Raw genomic sequence first — 15474 nt, 5'->3', positions numbered from 1 at the left:
GGAATATGCGTTTATGCAGTAAATGGGCCACGCGCTAAACGACTTTGGAACACAAGCCCACCGAGATATAATGGTGACTTGTGCGATGAGGCATGTACACACATCACCACCAGCTCCCGAACCCGACATGTGCCTCGCATACGCAAATGCCCCTCACACCCGTCGTTTCCGGTGATTCCACCGGAAACCGACAAATGCAAGGGGCACCGTCCAAATCAGCACACTGACCGGTCAGCCTTTGCAGACTTTACAGGAACTGACGCATGATCTCCTTGAGCGGGGGCAGCTGCGGAATCTTGAACTGCTCGCCGAAGTAGTCGAAACCGAACTTCATGTAGCCCTTGGCCTCGTCCCAAACAATCTTGCCCGGCAGCGGAGCCTCGTCGTCCGAAGCACAGTTGATGATGACCGGCTTGGTGGGGTTCTTGTACTTCTCGAACGCCTGCGCGAACTCCTCATCGTTGTGCACGTTCACGCCGATGCCGCCGCACGCCTCAGCAAACTTGGCGAAGTCGATGTCTGCCAGGTCGATGCCGTAGTTCTGCTGACCCACGGACTGCTGTTCGTACTCGATGAAGGCGAGCAGATGGTTGTTCAAGACCACCACCACAATCGGCAGCTCATACTTGACGGCGGTGACGAAGTCCTGCATCACCATGGCCATCGCGCCGTCGCCGCACACGGCGTACACCGGACGGTCGGGCATGTCGATCTTGGAAGCGATAGCACCAGGCAGAGCGCAGCCCATCGTGCCCAGCCAAGCCGAGATGATGTACTTCTGCGTAGCCTTGGCATCGATGAAACGGGCGCCGAAGGAGGTGGAGGTGCCCACGTCGATGGACCACACGGCGTTGTCGGGAGCGATGTCGCTCATGGTGGAGAAGGCGCGCGAAGGCAGAACGCCCTTGTGCGACTTGTTCTTCACATCCTCCATCCACTTGCGCCACGTGCCCATGTTCTTACGGCAAGCCTTGAGCCAGCCAGTCTCCGCAATGGCTTCACCCTTGGCGTTGAGCTGTGAGAGCGCATCCTTGGCATCCGCCACCATGCCGACCTCGACCGCATGGCGCTTGCCGATACGCGTGGGTTCAAGCTCGATCTGGATGGCCGGAATGGACTTGTTGAGATACGGTGCGTACGGATAATCCGTGCCCACAAGCACCAGCAAATCCGCGTCGAACATGGCCTCGTAGGCAGGCTTGGTGCCCAACTTGCCAATCTGTCCCAACGCGTTCGGATGATTGTCATCGATGGTGCCCTTGGCAGGCATGGTCTGGATGAACGGCATGGAGTAGCGCTCCACGAACTCCTTGGCCTCGGCCTGCGCCCCCTTGGCACCCACGCCGAAGAAGGCGACCGGGTGCTTGGCGGCATGAATCATCTCCAAGGCCTTGTCCACGTCGGCCGGGTTGATGACCGGGTGAGCGCGCTGGAACTTGTCGGCGGTAGGCTGGAAGGTATCTTCGATCTTGTGGTCCGGCACATCATCGGGGATGGTCAGCACGGCCACGCCCTGGTGCAGGTAGGCCATGCGGATGGCCTCATCCATCACGGCCGGCACGGTCTCGGGGCTGGTGACGAGCTTGTTGTACACAGCCACATCATCGAACAGCTTGGCGGTGTTGACTTCCTGGAAGTAGCCCGTATTGAGCAGGTGGGACTGAATCTCACCCAAAATGGCAACCACCGGCACGTGATCCATCTTCGCATCGTAGAGGCCGTTGAGCATGTGGATGGCACCCGGGCCGCCAATGGACAGGCACACGCCCACCTGCCCGGTCAGCTTGGCGTGGGAGGCGGCGGCGAGGGCCGCGACCTCCTCGTGACGCACCTGAGTGAACTTTACCTTGTCGCGCTCGCGGTACAGCGCCTCCACTGTGGTATCGACCGAGTCGCCGGGCAACCCGTACACGTTGTCGATGCCCCAGGCCTCCATGACCTGGACCAGCTTGTCTGCCGCGTTGATTTTCGCCATGTTGATCAACCTCGTCTCTTAGAAATCTTCGTTACTGAATCTCCTTCACCATATCATTTCGGTTCATGTTAAAATGGCTGTTTTCCGCCGTTTTTCCTTGCAGAATCTATGACTTTTATCACAAGTTTCCTTGTTCACACCCGCGTGCACGAAACGCTTGCGCCACTCGGCACAGCACAACCCCACCCGAGGCACACGCTATTCGTCGAGCTCCCAGATGCCCTTGGCGCGATTGAATGCCGACCATGCTTTGGGCCAGCCCACATAGAACGCAAGATGCGTGATCATCTCAGCGATTTCAGATTGTGTAATGCCATTGGCTTTGCCTATGGTAAGGTGCGCGTCAAGCTGCTCGGTGGCACCCATCGCGATAATTGCCGAAATAGTGATCATCGAACGGTCATGCGCCGACAGCTCACCCTCACGACTCCATACTTCGCCAAACAACACATCATCGTTCAACTGTGCGAATTGCGGGGCAAAGTCTCCCAATTGCTCTCGTCCCGCGGTTTGCTTCTTAGCCATCAATGCTCCTTTGGTAACCGTGCCGCGCCCATGCGCAGCACATCACCTGCAGCTTACGCCTTCAACCCGGCTTCAAGTCAAGCCGTTACAGTCTGTCGGCAAGCACACCGCACCATGAACCATCTCAGGCATACCGGCACGCCTATGCTCAGCTACGCATCCACCGGTTGCATGGCGACCTCAGGGGCTTTCCGCACCTTAATGGAAACCAGCGTGAGCACCAAAGCCAGCGCCGAGAGCACAATGAGCAGCAGGAACGCGTGCTCGGCACCGGCAGCCGCAGCGGCCTGCGGATGTGCAGGCATGTGCAGTTCGCTCACCGAAAGCGACATGGACAGCACCGTGGTGCCCAACGACCCAGCGTACTGTTGCAGCACGTTGAACAGCGAGTTGAAGTCAGTCTGGCGCTTGCCCTCAACAAACTTGCTGGCATCCGACATGGTGTTGCCGTAGCCGAAGTTGAAACCGAATCGCAGGAACATATACAACCCGGCGAGCAGCAGTACCGTGGATTTGCCCGTGAGCGCGAAAAGCGTAGTGGCACCGATCAGCAGCGACACGTTGGATATGACGAGCACAAGAGCCGGCCCACGGCGGTCATACAGCTTGCCGACCAGCGGAGCGACCACGGCACCAAGCAGGGAACCCGGCAGCAACAGCAGGCCAGCGGTGAGCGAGTTGATTCCCAGGAACGTCTCCGCAAAGACCGGCAGCAGGAACGAGCTTCCGATGTTGATGAACTGGAGAATGAAATAGTTCGTTCCACGCAACGCGATGATGGGTTGCTTAAGCAACCGTACGTCGAGCAGCGGCGACTTGGATCGCAGGCAACGCCACAAGAAGAGCGCGAGCGCCACTACAGCCACGGCGATAGCCAGACCGACGCGAGACGACCATCCTCCTGCCTGGCTGATTTGGTCGAAGATCTGTGTGATGCCCAGCAGCGTGAAGCACAACAGCACCAAGCCGATGCCGTCGAAGGATTTGTCGGTGCCGCTGGCTTTCAGACGCAGGCCAAGCTCACCGAGCACCCAGGCGATAAGCAGCAGTGGCAGCACGGCCACAAAGATGACCCTCCACGAGAAGTAGTGGTTGATCAGTCCACCGTATGTGGGCCCGAGCGCCGGGGCGAACGAGGTGACCATGTTGGCCAGGCCCATGTAGGTACCGCGACGACTGATGGGGATAAGGGAGAGGATGACGTGAATGAGCAACGGCGTGGAGATGCCCGTGGCCATGGCTTGCAGGAGCCGACCGACGAGCAATACCCAATAGTTGCCGGGGATCAGACACATGGCCGTGCCGGTGATGGCGATGATGATCGCGACACGGAACAGGGGGCGTGCATCGAAACGTTTGAGCAGGAACGCCGAGGTGCTCATCACCAGCGTCACCATGAGCAGATACCCGGAGGTGAGCAGTTGGATGGTGGAGAGCGGCAGACCGAATTCGCGCGTCATGGTAGGGAATGTGACGTTGAGCGAGGTTTCGGTGAGGATGCCTATGAACGAGAGCAGCGCCGAAGCGGCGATGGACAGCTTGGTGCCGGTGGGCACACGTTCTTCTTGCACGGATGTTCCTTTGAAAAGTTGTATGAGACCAAGCTTGCGTAAGCCGGCCTTTATGTAGTTTAGTAGCGGGTCGGAATTCGTTTGGTATGACGGTTCAGACATCTACATGCATCAAACGTCACGCACCGCATACAAAAACGCGGCAGCTACATAAACACGACATTACATCGCATGATGCCACAGCAGTGAACCAATTCCGACAGTGCACAACCTTACCTATTTTATCCTTATTCACCCGTTCACGCACGTTTCATTGCTGCCGGCAAAGAACCCTGCAAAGCCATTCCAAACCTCCTACCGTGGGAATCAAGAGGTTTCCATCGCAATGTGAAGGAGGCGACATGAAACACGGTAGCAAATTACTCATCGGTTGGATTGCGGTCATTCAGCTGCTGCTCTCCCTGTTTTTCGCGGCAACCATGCTGCTGGCCTCATGGTCACCAGCCGATGCCGTAACAACATGGTTAGGCAGTGAAGCCGGCCAATGGTTCACTCTGGCATCCTGTGCTTACTGTGCACTGGTGGCGCTGTGCACGTGGTTGATCATCCTCTTTGTACCTACCACTACAAAGACCTTGACGCTTACGCAAGATCGCAGCCACAAGCTCACCATCAGCAAGAAAGGCGTAGAACACAGCCTCACGGCCATGCTCTCTCGCGAGTACCCGCAGCTAGCCAACGCCGAATCGTCAGTCAAGCTTCGCCGCCGCAAGCAGGACGCAATCATCACCATCAGCGCCACAGTGGTCGAGCCGGTCGATATGACGACTTTGGGGCAGCGTATCAGCGCAGACGCCGAACATAATCTCGGTACCATCCTCGGTATCTCCGTACGCAAAGTCAAGGTGAGACTGAGGCCATACCAACCCGGCGAAACCATTGACGTGACCTAACGGCCATACACATCCACCATCAATCACCAAAGGAGGCAAAGCAATGAACACTACAACATTCGGTGCGCTGCTGGGATTCCTCATCAGCGTGGTGTGGCTGACCGTAGGGTTCCTGCCCATGCTCATCGTCCTCGTGGCCACCCTGATCGGAGCCGCGCTAGGGCATTGGCTTACCAGTAAAGGACTAGGCTCACCCAAACGCCTGGCCACCGCAATTTTGAACAAAATAGCAAATTAGGAGGATACCATGACCACCAACAACGAAACCACTCAAGAAGTACAAGGCAAACTTACCTTCGACGATGACGTCATCCGTAAAATCGTCGGCATCACCGCACAACAGATTGACGGTATCATCTCGCTCAACGGCAGCGCGCTCAACGAGTTGGCGGATGCCGTGACCAGCGGCGACGACCCGAAGAAGGGCATCAGCGCCAATGTGGGCGAAGAACAGGTGTCGCTCAAGATGAACGCCACCATCCGCTACGGCACCGACGCCAATGCGCTCTTCAAGGAAGTGACACACAAGTGCAGCCAGGCACTCAAGCAGATGACCGGACTGAACTTAGTACAGCTGGAGATGAACGTCGACGACGTGAAGACCAAGGAGGAGATTGAAGCCAAGGAAGCTAAAGACAAGGACTAGTGCAAGCAGCGCGACACAGGGGTTGAAACTCCTAAGCCATGCGCCAGGCAAAAGCCATCGCACGCATGTGTTTCAGCACCTACACCAGCCGCGCTCGGCAGGGTTCGGTTCCATGCGTCTTGAATCCGCGCAAGGAACCGAACCTTGTGCTATGTGTACGGGACGACGATATACAAAGAGGGCCACCACCTCATAGGTGATGACCCTCCCAGCGTTATTCAGCGTTTACGCTGACCCGCTATCCTGCGCTATAGCACAGCACTACTCAGCGATGACGCGCACCGTGAAGGATGCGCTGATCTCCGGGTGCAGAGCCACAGTGGCAGCGAAGTCACCCGTGGTCTTGATGGCGTCGACCGTGATGCGCTTGGGGTCAACCGCAGCCTTGCTTTCCAGCGCAGTAGCGATATCAACCGCCGACACACCACCGAAGAGCTTGCCGGAATCGGAGACCTTCGCGGAGATTTCCACGACGGAACCTTCAATGGCGGCCTTGGCTGCCACGGCGTCTTCACGGGTGGCTACGGCCTTGGCCAGACGAGCGCGCTTCAGCGACTCAATCTGAGCTGCCGCGCCCTTGCTGTAGGCGAAGCCCAGGCCCTGCGGCACGAGGTAGTTGCGAGCGTAGCCCGACTTGACCTCGACCACGTCACCGCTCTGGCCGAGGCCGGGAACGGACTTGGTAAGAATGATCTTTGTTTCAGCCATGATTATTCTCCCCTCAGCGACCGTTGCTGGAGTAGGGCAGCAAAGCCATCTCTCGCGCATTCTTGATGGCGAGAGCGATCTTGCGCTGCTCCTGAACGGTGACACCGGTGATGCGGCGGGAACGGATCTTGCCGCGATCCGAGATGAACTTACGCAGCAGTGCCACGTCCTTGTAGTCGATCTCAGTGATCTTGGCAGCCTTCAGCGGGTTCGGCTTCTTCTTGAATGGTTTGACCGGTGGTTGCGGCCTCTTGCGTGACATTTCGATGTTCTCCTTTAATACGCGTTATACGATTGGTACTGCATGCGCGGCGTGGTGCAGGCGGCGCTTACTGGCTCAGAATTCAGGCTCGTCACCATCGCCACCGAAGTCGGCACTCCCCCCGAAGGACGAGAAACCGTCGCCGGACGACGTGGAGGAACCCCACGGATCGGCCGCCGGAGCGGACTGTTGCGGAGCCTGGGAAGCGCCACCTTGGTAGCCTGCGCCGCCGGAATATCCTGCCCCGCCTTGGTAACCCCCATTGGAGTTGCCGCCGGAGTAGTTGTTTCCGCCGCCGTTGCCGCCTTGGAAGCCGCCGCCCTGTGCCTGACGCTGCACCTGGGCAGTGGCATAGCGGAGCGAGGGACCGATCTCATCGACCGTCATCTCCACCACCGTGCGGTTGGTGCCGTCATTAGCCTGGTAAGAACGCTGTTGCAGCCGACCGGTAGCAATGACTCGCATGCCTTTGGTCAAGCTGGAAGCGCAGTGGTCAGCCAAGTCCCGCCATGCCGAGCAGCGCATGAACAGCGCGTTGCCGTCCTCCCACTGGTTGGAATTGCGGTTAAAGCTTCTTGGCGTCGACGCAATCGTGAAGCTCGCCACGGAAGAGCCGCTGCCAATGGTGCGCAGCTCCGGATCCGCAGTCAGGTTTCCGATAATCGTTATGGTCGTTTCCCCTGCCACAGCGTACCTCCTATTGTCTGCCGCAAAGCGGCCTGCCAATTGTTTGCATGTACCGGTGAGACCTTTAATTATCAGGCCTCATTGTCGTACGTTTACTTGGCATCCTTACGAAGGATCTTCGTACGAATCACGGAATCGTTCAGGTTCAGCACGCGGTCGAGCTCGGCACTTACGGCCGGCTCGCAGCTGTAGTTGACCACAACGTAGTTGCCTTCGCTCTTGTCGTTAATCTCGTACGCGAGCTTGCGGCGACCCCAGATATCGGGTTCCTCAACGCTACCGCCCTCTTTAGTGACGGTTTCCATGTACTGATCGGTCAGCTTCCTGACGGCGCGCTCATCCAGATCAGGATCAGCAATGAACATCAGTTCGTATTTATGTGCAGACATCACCCACCTCCTTCGGACTCAAGTCGGCCACGGTACTTCCGCGGCAGGAGTGTGTATGCTTCAGCTTCTACGACCGACTGGCGAGCCAAACGGCCGAAGACACTTAGTTTTCAAGCTTAACTTCACACACTGACTTTGCCGACACCAAGAGCGCACGAAATGGCGCGGTTGCCTGTATATTAGAAGCTGACTCGATGCACCGTGAATCAGCGGAGCCAGAACCAATCGGAAGGCAAGACATGTCGGCGATTTTGAACGGTACTTCCAAGAAGCGCATGGCGCTCGTGACAGGCCGCGCCTATCCCAAGCAAGCCGAATCCACAGCCGCATGCCTAGGCTGCGACCTACTCGAAACTACCGCCTACGACTTCGCCAACGGTGAGATGTATGTGAGGTTCGCCCAACCAGTACGCGGAGCTGACGTGTTCGTGCTGCAAAGCCACACCGATCCCATTAACCAGTGGATCATGGAGCAGCTGCTCATGATTGACGCGCTCAAGCGCGCTTCGGCTCGCTCCATCACCGTCGTGGCGCCCTTCATGGGCTACTCTCGTCAAGACAAGAAGCATCAGGGCCGCGAACCCATCACCGCGCGTCTTATGTTCGACCTCTTCTATACGGCCGGTGCCGACCGCATTATGACCGTCGACCTGCACGCTTCTCAGGAGCAAGGCTTCTTCAACGGTCCAGTTGATCATCTCACCGCCATGCCGGTGCTGCTGGACTACGTCAAAGGTTCTCTGCCGCTCGAGAATGCAACCATCGTCTCCCCCGATGCCGGCCGCATCAAGGTCTCCGAGCAGTGGGCCGCCAAGCTCGGCGGGCTGCCGCTGGCTTTCATCCACAAGACACGAGACATCACACGCCCCAACCACGCCGAAGCTCATGGCATCATCGGAGATGTAGCCGAGCGCGACTGCGTAGTGGTTGATGACATGATCGACACCGCAGGCACCATCTGTGAGGCCGTCAACACCCTGAGCAAGGCCGGAGCCAAGAGCGTCACGCTCGTGGCCACGCACGGCCTGCTGTCCGGCCCGGCAATCGAACGCCTGCAAAACTGCGACGTGCGCGAGATCGTACTCATGGACACTGTGCCCGTGCCGGAGTCCAAGCGCCTGCCCAACATGACGGTGCTCTCCATCGCGCCGCTTCTGGCTGCAGGTATCCGTTCCGTCTTCGAATCGGGTTCAGTGAGCAATCTAATGAACGGTCTGCCTGAAGACATGGGCCCTCACAGCATGTACGCAGACTGAGTCTGACGTCTGCAACGTCCCTCGCAAAAGCCTGATACGTGCCTGTCAGCAAGGCTTCTGCGAGGGATACAAGGCGAAGCCCCAATCCGCTACCGAGAGCGCTTTTTCGCCTTTGCTTTGGCGCGCCTGCGTTTGGAATAAATATCAAACACAATCCATAGCGACAGTGCAAACGCCACCACATACCCCATGAACCCCACCACGGGAATACCGAAGATAATTGGCTTCATACCAGCAAAATAGGTGATGGAAGACCCAACAAAGAGTCCCACCACGATCAATGCCATGGTCAACCGGTTCGTCATGTCGGAAATCTGCTGCAGCGGTTCCCCCGATCCCACCAACTCCATATTGATTTTGAGCTGCCCACGAGTGAGCATACGTGCAGCGGTCTGTGAATCAGCCAAGGCCGACAGCACTCCATGCAGGGCTTTACTGCTTTCGATAGTCAGACTCTTCAGCTCTTCCTTGCCCGCTGCCCCAGTAGTCTTGCCCTGCACCAAGTGCTTGCTGATGATTTCAATCATGTTGATGTTGGGAATGAACTCGTCAAGCAATCCTTCCAGAGTGACCAGCGCCCGCCCCACAGTGGTGATATTGCTCGGCACTTCGATGCCGTGTCTCTTGGTCAGGTTCATGACCGCTTCAAGAAAGGTCGCCAGGTTGAGATCCGCCAAGTCTACGTTGCCGTACTCCTCCACAATGCCATCAAGATCGGCGAGCAGACCACCATACTCCTGCGAGCCCAGCCGTTTGCCGGTCAAACGCAGCAACCCGTCGGCCAGTCCTGGCGAATCCTGCTCACCGACAGCCATCACAATGCTGCTCAGCACTTGACGCAGACGTTGGTCGAGCCTACCCACCATGCCCAGATCAATCAGCACAATATGCCCATCAGAGATAATGATGTTGCCTGGGTGGGGGTCAGCATGGAAGAAGCCGTTATCAAGAATCTGAACGGTATAGTTGTCGACCAACTTGGTGCCGATCTCTTCCAAGTCATAGCCGGCCGACTCAAGATCAGTCACATGGGAAAGCGAAATGCCTTCCACATAGTCCATGACCACTACGTGCGCCGTGCACAAATCCATGTATGGCTTGGGGCAGTCCATGTAATGGTAAGGTTTGCAGAAGCGTTTGAACTCGTCGAGATTGCGCGCCTCCAACAAGAAGTTCGTCTCGTCCTCGAACGTGTCCCACAGCTCTTCCACCACACCTTGCAAATCCACTATCTGAGTGTTATCACCCATCATCTTGGTGGCGCCTTTAGCAAGGGAACGCAGAATGGCGATGTCTTCGGCCATGGTCTCACGCACTCCGGGACGCTGCACTTTGACCGCGACGTCCTCTCCGGTAATGAGCGTGGCTCGATGCACTTGGGCCAGCGACGCCGAACCAAGGGGCTTGGAATCTATCTCAGCAAAAATCTCTCCCACCGGCCTACCGTATTCCCGCTCCAGTGTCGCGGTAACGGTCTCGTATGGCATGGGATCAGCATCGGCACGCAGTTTGGTGAGTTCGTTACAAAAATGCTGCGGCAGAATTTCAGAACGCATGGAAAGAATCTGGCCGACCTTGACAAAGGTAGGCCCCAGGTCTTCAAGCATAAGGCGCAGGCCACGGGGAGTGACACCATGGAAGATGTCGAACCGCACCATGACCTGCGCGATCTCGCGCAACCGCTTAAGCTTGCCGCGACGGGTGAGGTGGTACCGCTCGTCAAACGAGGGTGCGCGCGTAGAGAAGAGACCTATGGTCTCCTTTGCTGCACTACTGCTCGGATGTAGCAGAGGCATCGTCACGCAGATCCTGACGTTCTTTGGTCTGTTCGGCGGTATGCTTCAGTTCAGCGTTGAGTTCCTTGCCCTGAGCCACGGTAAGCTCGCCTTTCTTGACCAAGTCGTCAACGATCTCCTGTCCTTTTTCCACCGTGGTAGCCAGCGCCCCCACACCGGCGAGGAACACTTTGTGCAGGCCTTCACCCAAATCAAACTCAGACATGATACCCTCCTTGAGAACCGCTTTCTCACGCTGCGAACCCGCAGGTACTGCCAGTCTAGCGTATACATCACAATATGACTAATTTCACATATCGAAGATATGGTGTGCACGCACGGCGCCGCACTCCTGCTGAACACCTGCACCAAAGACAAGAAAACCGCGCCGCCGAAGCGGACGCGGTTTCCATTCGCCTTCTGCCCCATGGAGAACATCCCACAGCGCGAGAGGAGAAGCCTACTTGCTGGCCGAAATCTCGGCTTCACCCTTGCCGTAGATGCCCTTGCGCACAATCAAGTAGTAAACCAGCGCAATGAGCACTACTGCGGCGCAGCCAAACAGCAGGTTGGAATAGTTAGCTGCAGCACCGGTCTTGCCGATGAACGAGAAGCCGGCAAGGCTCTGGTCGGAGATGATGGTGCCGATGATGGCCACGCCAATGGAGGCAGTGATGTTCATCGCCAAATCATTCATGCCTACACCGCGCCCGGACTGCTCGGTAGGCAGCGTGCCCAGCACGGTATCCATCACCGGGGAGTAGAGCATGCCCATACCAGCGTAGAAGACGCAGATGGTACCGGTCATCGCCCAGAAACCTGAATTGATCAGCAGGCCGGTGCCGGCCGCACCACAGATGATAAGCACTGCGGCAATGATGATGGACGCCTGACGCCCGATGCGATCCACGATGGCGCCGGAACTCGTGCCCACGATGGCAGCCACCACGAACGCCCACACGATGTGCTGCGATACCTGTGCCGTGGTCATGTGGTACACGCTACTGCCGATGGCGTTCATGATAGGCGAGGCAGAATAGTTGATGAAGTAGAAGAACAGGATGAGGAAGATGGCCTTCACCCAGCGGGTGTTCTTGAAGAAGGCGGGAGTGACGAATGGGTCGGAAGCGCGAGAGATGTAGAACGCAAATACCACGAACAGCGCCACAGCCACCAGTACCATCCACACCTTCATATAGGAGAAGTACAATGCCAGGAATGCAGAGGCAAGACCGAAAATCGTGAAACCGACCCAGTCCACCTTGTGTCCCTTCTGAGACTTGTCAGGCAAATTCTTGAGCAACGCAGGCAGGAAGAAGATGGTGACGGCGGGAATGAGGAAGAGGTACTGCCAGTGTATGGAACTGAGGATACCTGCAGCGAAAACACCGATGGCGGAGGAGAGCTGGTAGCCAGCGGTGTAGATGCCGAAGAAGATCACCTTGAGCGAAGGGCGCAGGTATTTGGTGGCCACCACTAAGTAGGCCGAACCGGTCACCTGCTCGCCGGCGGTCTGCAGAACGCGTGCGATGATGACCGTCCACAGATTCGCGGGGAACAGGAAGTTGGCCACGAAACCGAAAATCGACCCGAGGAACAGCACTATCAGACCGACTGACACCAGTCGTTTCAAGGAGATGAAGTCACCGAGCGAACCGTACAGGAAGCAGACGATGCCAAGCACGATGCTGGGCAGTGCCGTGATGAGTGAGGCTTGGGCGGGGGCGCCCACGTCTTGGCCTACCTGCGTGAATACCAGATTGAAGCCTTGCAGGCACAACGTGCCCAGGATGAAAGCGATGAGTAAGAGGATGAGAGCCTTTACGGCCTTCGCGTTCTCGGCGTCGGACACACCTTCTTTATCGGTGGTCGTGCTGGAAGCTTGTTCGTTCATGAAGAGTTCCCTTAGGAGTTGAAACGTGTGAATGCTAATGAATTGACCGGATGGTTATCGGTAGACATTGAGAATCGAGCATCTGGAAAGGGCTGCAACGTGCAGCCTTAGCATAATTTTCTATCACCTCCCTGCCAGTGCGGTGATACGAGTCATGAATTCGCTCAGGAACCGTTCGACATCGACGCCGACGGCTACCTGAGATGTCTTTACCGGATCGCGCAGCAGGTCGCCGTCGCCGATGGTACGGCCACGGGTCGCCCCTTCGGTCTCTACCTGCATATTGATGGGAAGCGTGGTAACCAGCGTGGGATCAATGGCCACCGCCACAGCGAGCGGATCATGCAGGCCGCAGCCACCCAACTTGGGCGCCGTGGTCTCATAAGCCTTGATGTAGAAGTCAGTCATATCCGCCAAGAACGTGCCGGCAGGCGTGTTCAAGTCACGCCAACGCTGGGTCTCCTGATAGGTCAGCAGCGTCTGCAGTGTCACGTCGAGGCCGATCATGGTGACTGGGGCACCGGAGTGGAACAGTACGTTCGCCGCCTCCGGGTCCTGACTGATGTTTGCCTCACTCCACGCATTTACGTTACCCGGTACGGTGAGCGCACCTCCCATAATCACAATGGAACCAATTTCCTTTGCGATCTCAGGGGCTTTGGCGAGCGCCGCGGCGATATTGGTCATCGGGCCGGTAGGCACGTAAATCAGATCACTGCCGTAGCGGTGAGCCGAATCTATGATGAAATCAACCGCCGAAGTGGTTTCCGCACTACGCGGCGAGTCAGGTATGACGGTTTCGCCAATGCCGTTCTTGCCGTGGATGAATGCAGAAACCTCGCCCACCGTGAACGATTGCTGTGCACTGGCATGCGGCAACCCAGGGTACACACCGACCTCTGGGTGCCCATACAGTTCTGTGATAGCCAAGGAATTCCGCATACTCTGTTCGAGTACTACATTGCCGTACGTGGCCGTGATGCCTATAAGCTCCACTTCCGGGCTAGATAAGGCGTAGGAGATAGCAAGCGCATCGTCCACGCCGGTGTCAAGATCAAGGATAAGTTTTTTCATTATCTAATCCATTCGAGCCAACGAAAAGTACTTGAGAAACAAATACGCTCTCAGTATAAACCCGGGTCGTGCCAAACGCGCCAACAGGCGGCATGGCAGTCCAAATGCCAGCAATTCCAACGATTCCGCAGCGTAACGAATATTGCTGTGAGACATTGCTATATTAGGAGGTAACGCCAACCCAATCCAAGCGGGACGCCCCGACCCAAGCGAGACAACCATGAACGAAACCCTTGCACAGCTCGAACACATCAACGGCTCGGTGAGCGTGGTGGGTTCCATGAACGCCGACTACACCGTCACCACTGCGCGCCTACCCGAGCCAGGAGAAACCGTAAACGGCGGAGCGTTGGAAATATTGCCGGGCGGCAAGTCCGGCAACCAAGCCGCCGCCGCGGCACGCATCGGCGCCGATGTGCGGATGTTCGGTGCAGTCGGAGACGATGCCAACGCAGATTTCCTGTTAGGAGAACTAGACCAGGCCGGCGTGGACACCTCGCATGTGCTGCACGAACACGGACCTAGCGGCACCACCGTCATCACAGTGGATGAACATGGCGAGAACACTATCGTCTATTCTCCGGGATCCAACGCTCTGGTAAGCCCGGACTATATCCAGTCCCAGCGTGGGGCGCTGCTCAGCTCCTCCGTACTCGGTTTGTGCTTGGAGAGCCCCATGGAGACCGTTATTGAAGCGGCAAGACTGGCACACGAGGCCGGGCTCACCGTACTGCTCAACGACTCGCCGTTCCAGGCGACGCTGCCCGACGAACTCGTTGCCAACTGTGATGTGCTGCTGGTCAATGAGCATGAGATGGCGCAGCTGCTTGGCGTAGGCAAGCCTTCCAACGGCGATTGGTTGGAGGCTGATTGGGATGACATTGCGCACCGTATGGCCGATTTCGGATTCAAACAAGCCATCGTCACGTTAAGCTCGGAGGGGTCAATGGTGCTGGGCGCAAACAGCCAGCACCATGAGTCAGAGATGTCCTTCACTGTGACGTGCATCGAAGCGCAGCGAGTCGAGGCACAAGACACCACCGGCTGCGGAGACGCATTCATGGGCACCGTACTTGCCGGATTGGCCTCCGGTTTCAGTCTGGAGGCCGCGGCTCAGCTCGGCTCATACGTGTCCGGGTTCGCCGCCACCGGCTACGGCGCCCAAGCCTCTTACGGTTCCGCCTCTCAGATTCAAGGTTTCTTCGACAAGTAGGATTCACGGGAATGTACGCTGTTGTTGGGCACGGCTGCTGCACCATGTCCAACAACGCTGCAGATACATTTTGAGGCAATGTCTTTGCAGTGATACCGGTTGCACAAACAGCCGAGGTAAGGTATACTGAAGCATCCGGCGTTGCCGGGGCTTGATAACTCAAGATTGGGGCTGATCGGTTTCGACGGTGACCTGCTCGCTGCAGGGAAGCGTGCCGAGAATGTAGAGTCCACTCGTGATGACCTCTACAACAAATTAAGTGCTAAATCTAATCGCACTGAGTTTGCACTCGCTGCCTGAGCTTCGCGCCAGGATTAACCAGTGAGCTGCCGCTCCGTTCACTCTCTCTCGTCTTCGGGGGGATGCTGAACGTCATGAGAAGACTTGCTTCAGGCGCTGGGCCGCAGGGCGACTGAGGGACTTTGACTGTAGATATGCTCGCCATCCTTTGCCTGCGATACGGATGGGGGCAGAAAAACTGCCATACGGCCAGCAGGCTACGCACGTAGAATTCTGCAGGTTCGGTTATCGGACCGGGGTTCGATTCCCCGCAGCTCCACAATAATGCAATCGCCACTTCGCAAGAGGTGGCGATTTTCGTTGAAA

At 57.1% G+C, this 15474-nt stretch carries 16 protein-coding genes and 1 other RNA gene; 6 read left to right on the top strand and 11 right to left on the bottom strand.

What is annotated here, in order from left to right:
- Nucleotides 1–247 precede the first annotated feature (247 nt).
- From ACSYSO_RS01560 to ACSYSO_RS01550, 3 genes are all read right to left on the bottom strand, one after another.
- On the bottom strand, nt 248–1975 hold the full coding sequence (locus ACSYSO_RS01560) for a pyruvate oxidase (protein ID WP_489799099.1): 1728 nt from the start codon (nt 1973–1975) through the stop codon (nt 248–250).
- A 198-nt stretch (nt 1976–2173) separates the two neighbouring features.
- Entirely contained in the window at nt 2174–2500 is a 327-nt protein-coding gene (locus ACSYSO_RS01555) for a carboxymuconolactone decarboxylase family protein (protein ID WP_491701882.1), read from the bottom strand.
- A 152-nt stretch (nt 2501–2652) separates the two neighbouring features.
- Nucleotides 2653–4071: an MFS transporter gene (locus ACSYSO_RS01550; RefSeq protein ID WP_491701881.1), complete on the bottom strand. Its 1419-nt coding sequence runs from the start codon at nt 4069–4071 to the stop codon at nt 2653–2655.
- 341 nt (nt 4072–4412) lie between these two features.
- Between ACSYSO_RS01550 and amaP the strand changes: the two genes are divergently transcribed.
- From amaP to ACSYSO_RS01535, 3 genes are read left to right on the top strand one after another with little or no spacing between them, the layout of a single operon-like run.
- Complete coding sequence (gene amaP / locus ACSYSO_RS01545) at nt 4413–4964, top strand: alkaline shock response membrane anchor protein AmaP (RefSeq protein WP_489799104.1); 552 nt, start codon at nt 4413–4415, stop codon at nt 4962–4964.
- Nucleotides 4965–5007: 43 nt separating this feature from the next.
- Nucleotides 5008–5202, top strand: coding sequence for a DUF2273 domain-containing protein (locus ACSYSO_RS01540; RefSeq protein WP_489799106.1), 195 nt, complete (start codon nt 5008–5010; stop codon nt 5200–5202).
- A gap of 9 nt (nt 5203–5211) precedes the next feature.
- The gene (locus ACSYSO_RS01535) at nt 5212–5610 is read left to right on the top strand and encodes an Asp23/Gls24 family envelope stress response protein (protein WP_489799107.1); all 399 of its coding nucleotides are present in this window, start codon (nt 5212–5214) and stop codon (nt 5608–5610) included.
- A 261-nt stretch (nt 5611–5871) separates the two neighbouring features.
- Here the strand turns inward: ACSYSO_RS01535 and rplI are convergent, their stop codons facing one another.
- The 4 genes from rplI to rpsF form a co-directional block, all read right to left on the bottom strand.
- Entirely contained in the window at nt 5872–6318 is a 447-nt protein-coding gene (gene rplI / locus ACSYSO_RS01530) for a 50S ribosomal protein L9 (RefSeq protein WP_491701880.1), read from the bottom strand.
- Between the two features lie 13 nt (nt 6319–6331).
- Nucleotides 6332–6580 carry a 30S ribosomal protein S18 gene (gene rpsR / locus ACSYSO_RS01525; RefSeq protein ID WP_489799111.1) on the bottom strand — a complete coding sequence of 83 codons (249 nt, stop codon included), beginning with the start codon at nt 6578–6580 and terminating at the stop codon, nt 6332–6334.
- Nucleotides 6581–6655: 75 nt separating this feature from the next.
- Nucleotides 6656–7267, bottom strand: a complete 612-nt coding sequence (locus ACSYSO_RS01520) for a single-stranded DNA-binding protein (RefSeq protein ID WP_489799113.1) — start codon at nt 7265–7267, stop codon at nt 6656–6658.
- A gap of 92 nt (nt 7268–7359) precedes the next feature.
- Nucleotides 7360–7656, bottom strand: coding sequence for a 30S ribosomal protein S6 (gene rpsF, locus ACSYSO_RS01515; RefSeq protein ID WP_489799115.1), 297 nt, complete (start codon nt 7654–7656; stop codon nt 7360–7362).
- Between the two features lie 239 nt (nt 7657–7895).
- Between rpsF and ACSYSO_RS01510 the strand changes: the two genes are divergently transcribed.
- Nucleotides 7896–8912, top strand: coding sequence for a ribose-phosphate diphosphokinase (locus ACSYSO_RS01510; protein ID WP_491701879.1), 1017 nt, complete (start codon nt 7896–7898; stop codon nt 8910–8912).
- 89 nt (nt 8913–9001) lie between these two features.
- Here ACSYSO_RS01510 and ACSYSO_RS01505 read toward each other — a convergent pair whose 3' ends face one another.
- The 4 genes from ACSYSO_RS01505 to ACSYSO_RS01490 form a co-directional block, all read right to left on the bottom strand.
- Nucleotides 9002–10708, bottom strand: a complete 1707-nt coding sequence (locus ACSYSO_RS01505) for an ABC1 kinase family protein (protein WP_491701878.1) — start codon at nt 10706–10708, stop codon at nt 9002–9004.
- Nucleotides 10683–10913 carry a phasin family protein gene (locus ACSYSO_RS01500; RefSeq protein ID WP_489799121.1) on the bottom strand — a complete coding sequence of 77 codons (231 nt, stop codon included), beginning with the start codon at nt 10911–10913 and terminating at the stop codon, nt 10683–10685. The genes ACSYSO_RS01505 and ACSYSO_RS01500 overlap by 26 nt, the downstream gene beginning before the upstream one ends.
- Nucleotides 10914–11147: 234 nt before the next feature.
- On the bottom strand, nt 11148–12581 hold the full coding sequence (locus tag ACSYSO_RS01495; RefSeq protein ID WP_491701877.1) for an MFS transporter: 1434 nt from the start codon (nt 12579–12581) through the stop codon (nt 11148–11150).
- A 123-nt stretch (nt 12582–12704) separates the two neighbouring features.
- Nucleotides 12705–13655: a nucleoside hydrolase gene (locus ACSYSO_RS01490; protein WP_491701876.1), complete on the bottom strand. Its 951-nt coding sequence runs from the start codon at nt 13653–13655 to the stop codon at nt 12705–12707.
- 220 nt (nt 13656–13875) lie between these two features.
- Between ACSYSO_RS01490 and ACSYSO_RS01485 the strand changes: the two genes are divergently transcribed.
- Both ACSYSO_RS01485 and ssrA read left to right on the top strand, forming a co-directional pair.
- Nucleotides 13876–14868 carry a ribokinase gene (locus tag ACSYSO_RS01485; protein ID WP_491701875.1) on the top strand — a complete coding sequence of 331 codons (993 nt, stop codon included), beginning with the start codon at nt 13876–13878 and terminating at the stop codon, nt 14866–14868.
- Between the two features lie 167 nt (nt 14869–15035).
- Nucleotides 15036–15430: a transfer-messenger RNA gene (ssrA, locus tag ACSYSO_RS01480) on the top strand.
- The last annotated feature ends 44 nt before the right edge of the window (nt 15431–15474 follow it).

The sequence above is a fragment of the Bifidobacterium sp. ESL1130 genome (assembly GCF_058507935.1).
This window is presented reverse-complemented; position numbering and strand designations above follow the sequence as displayed.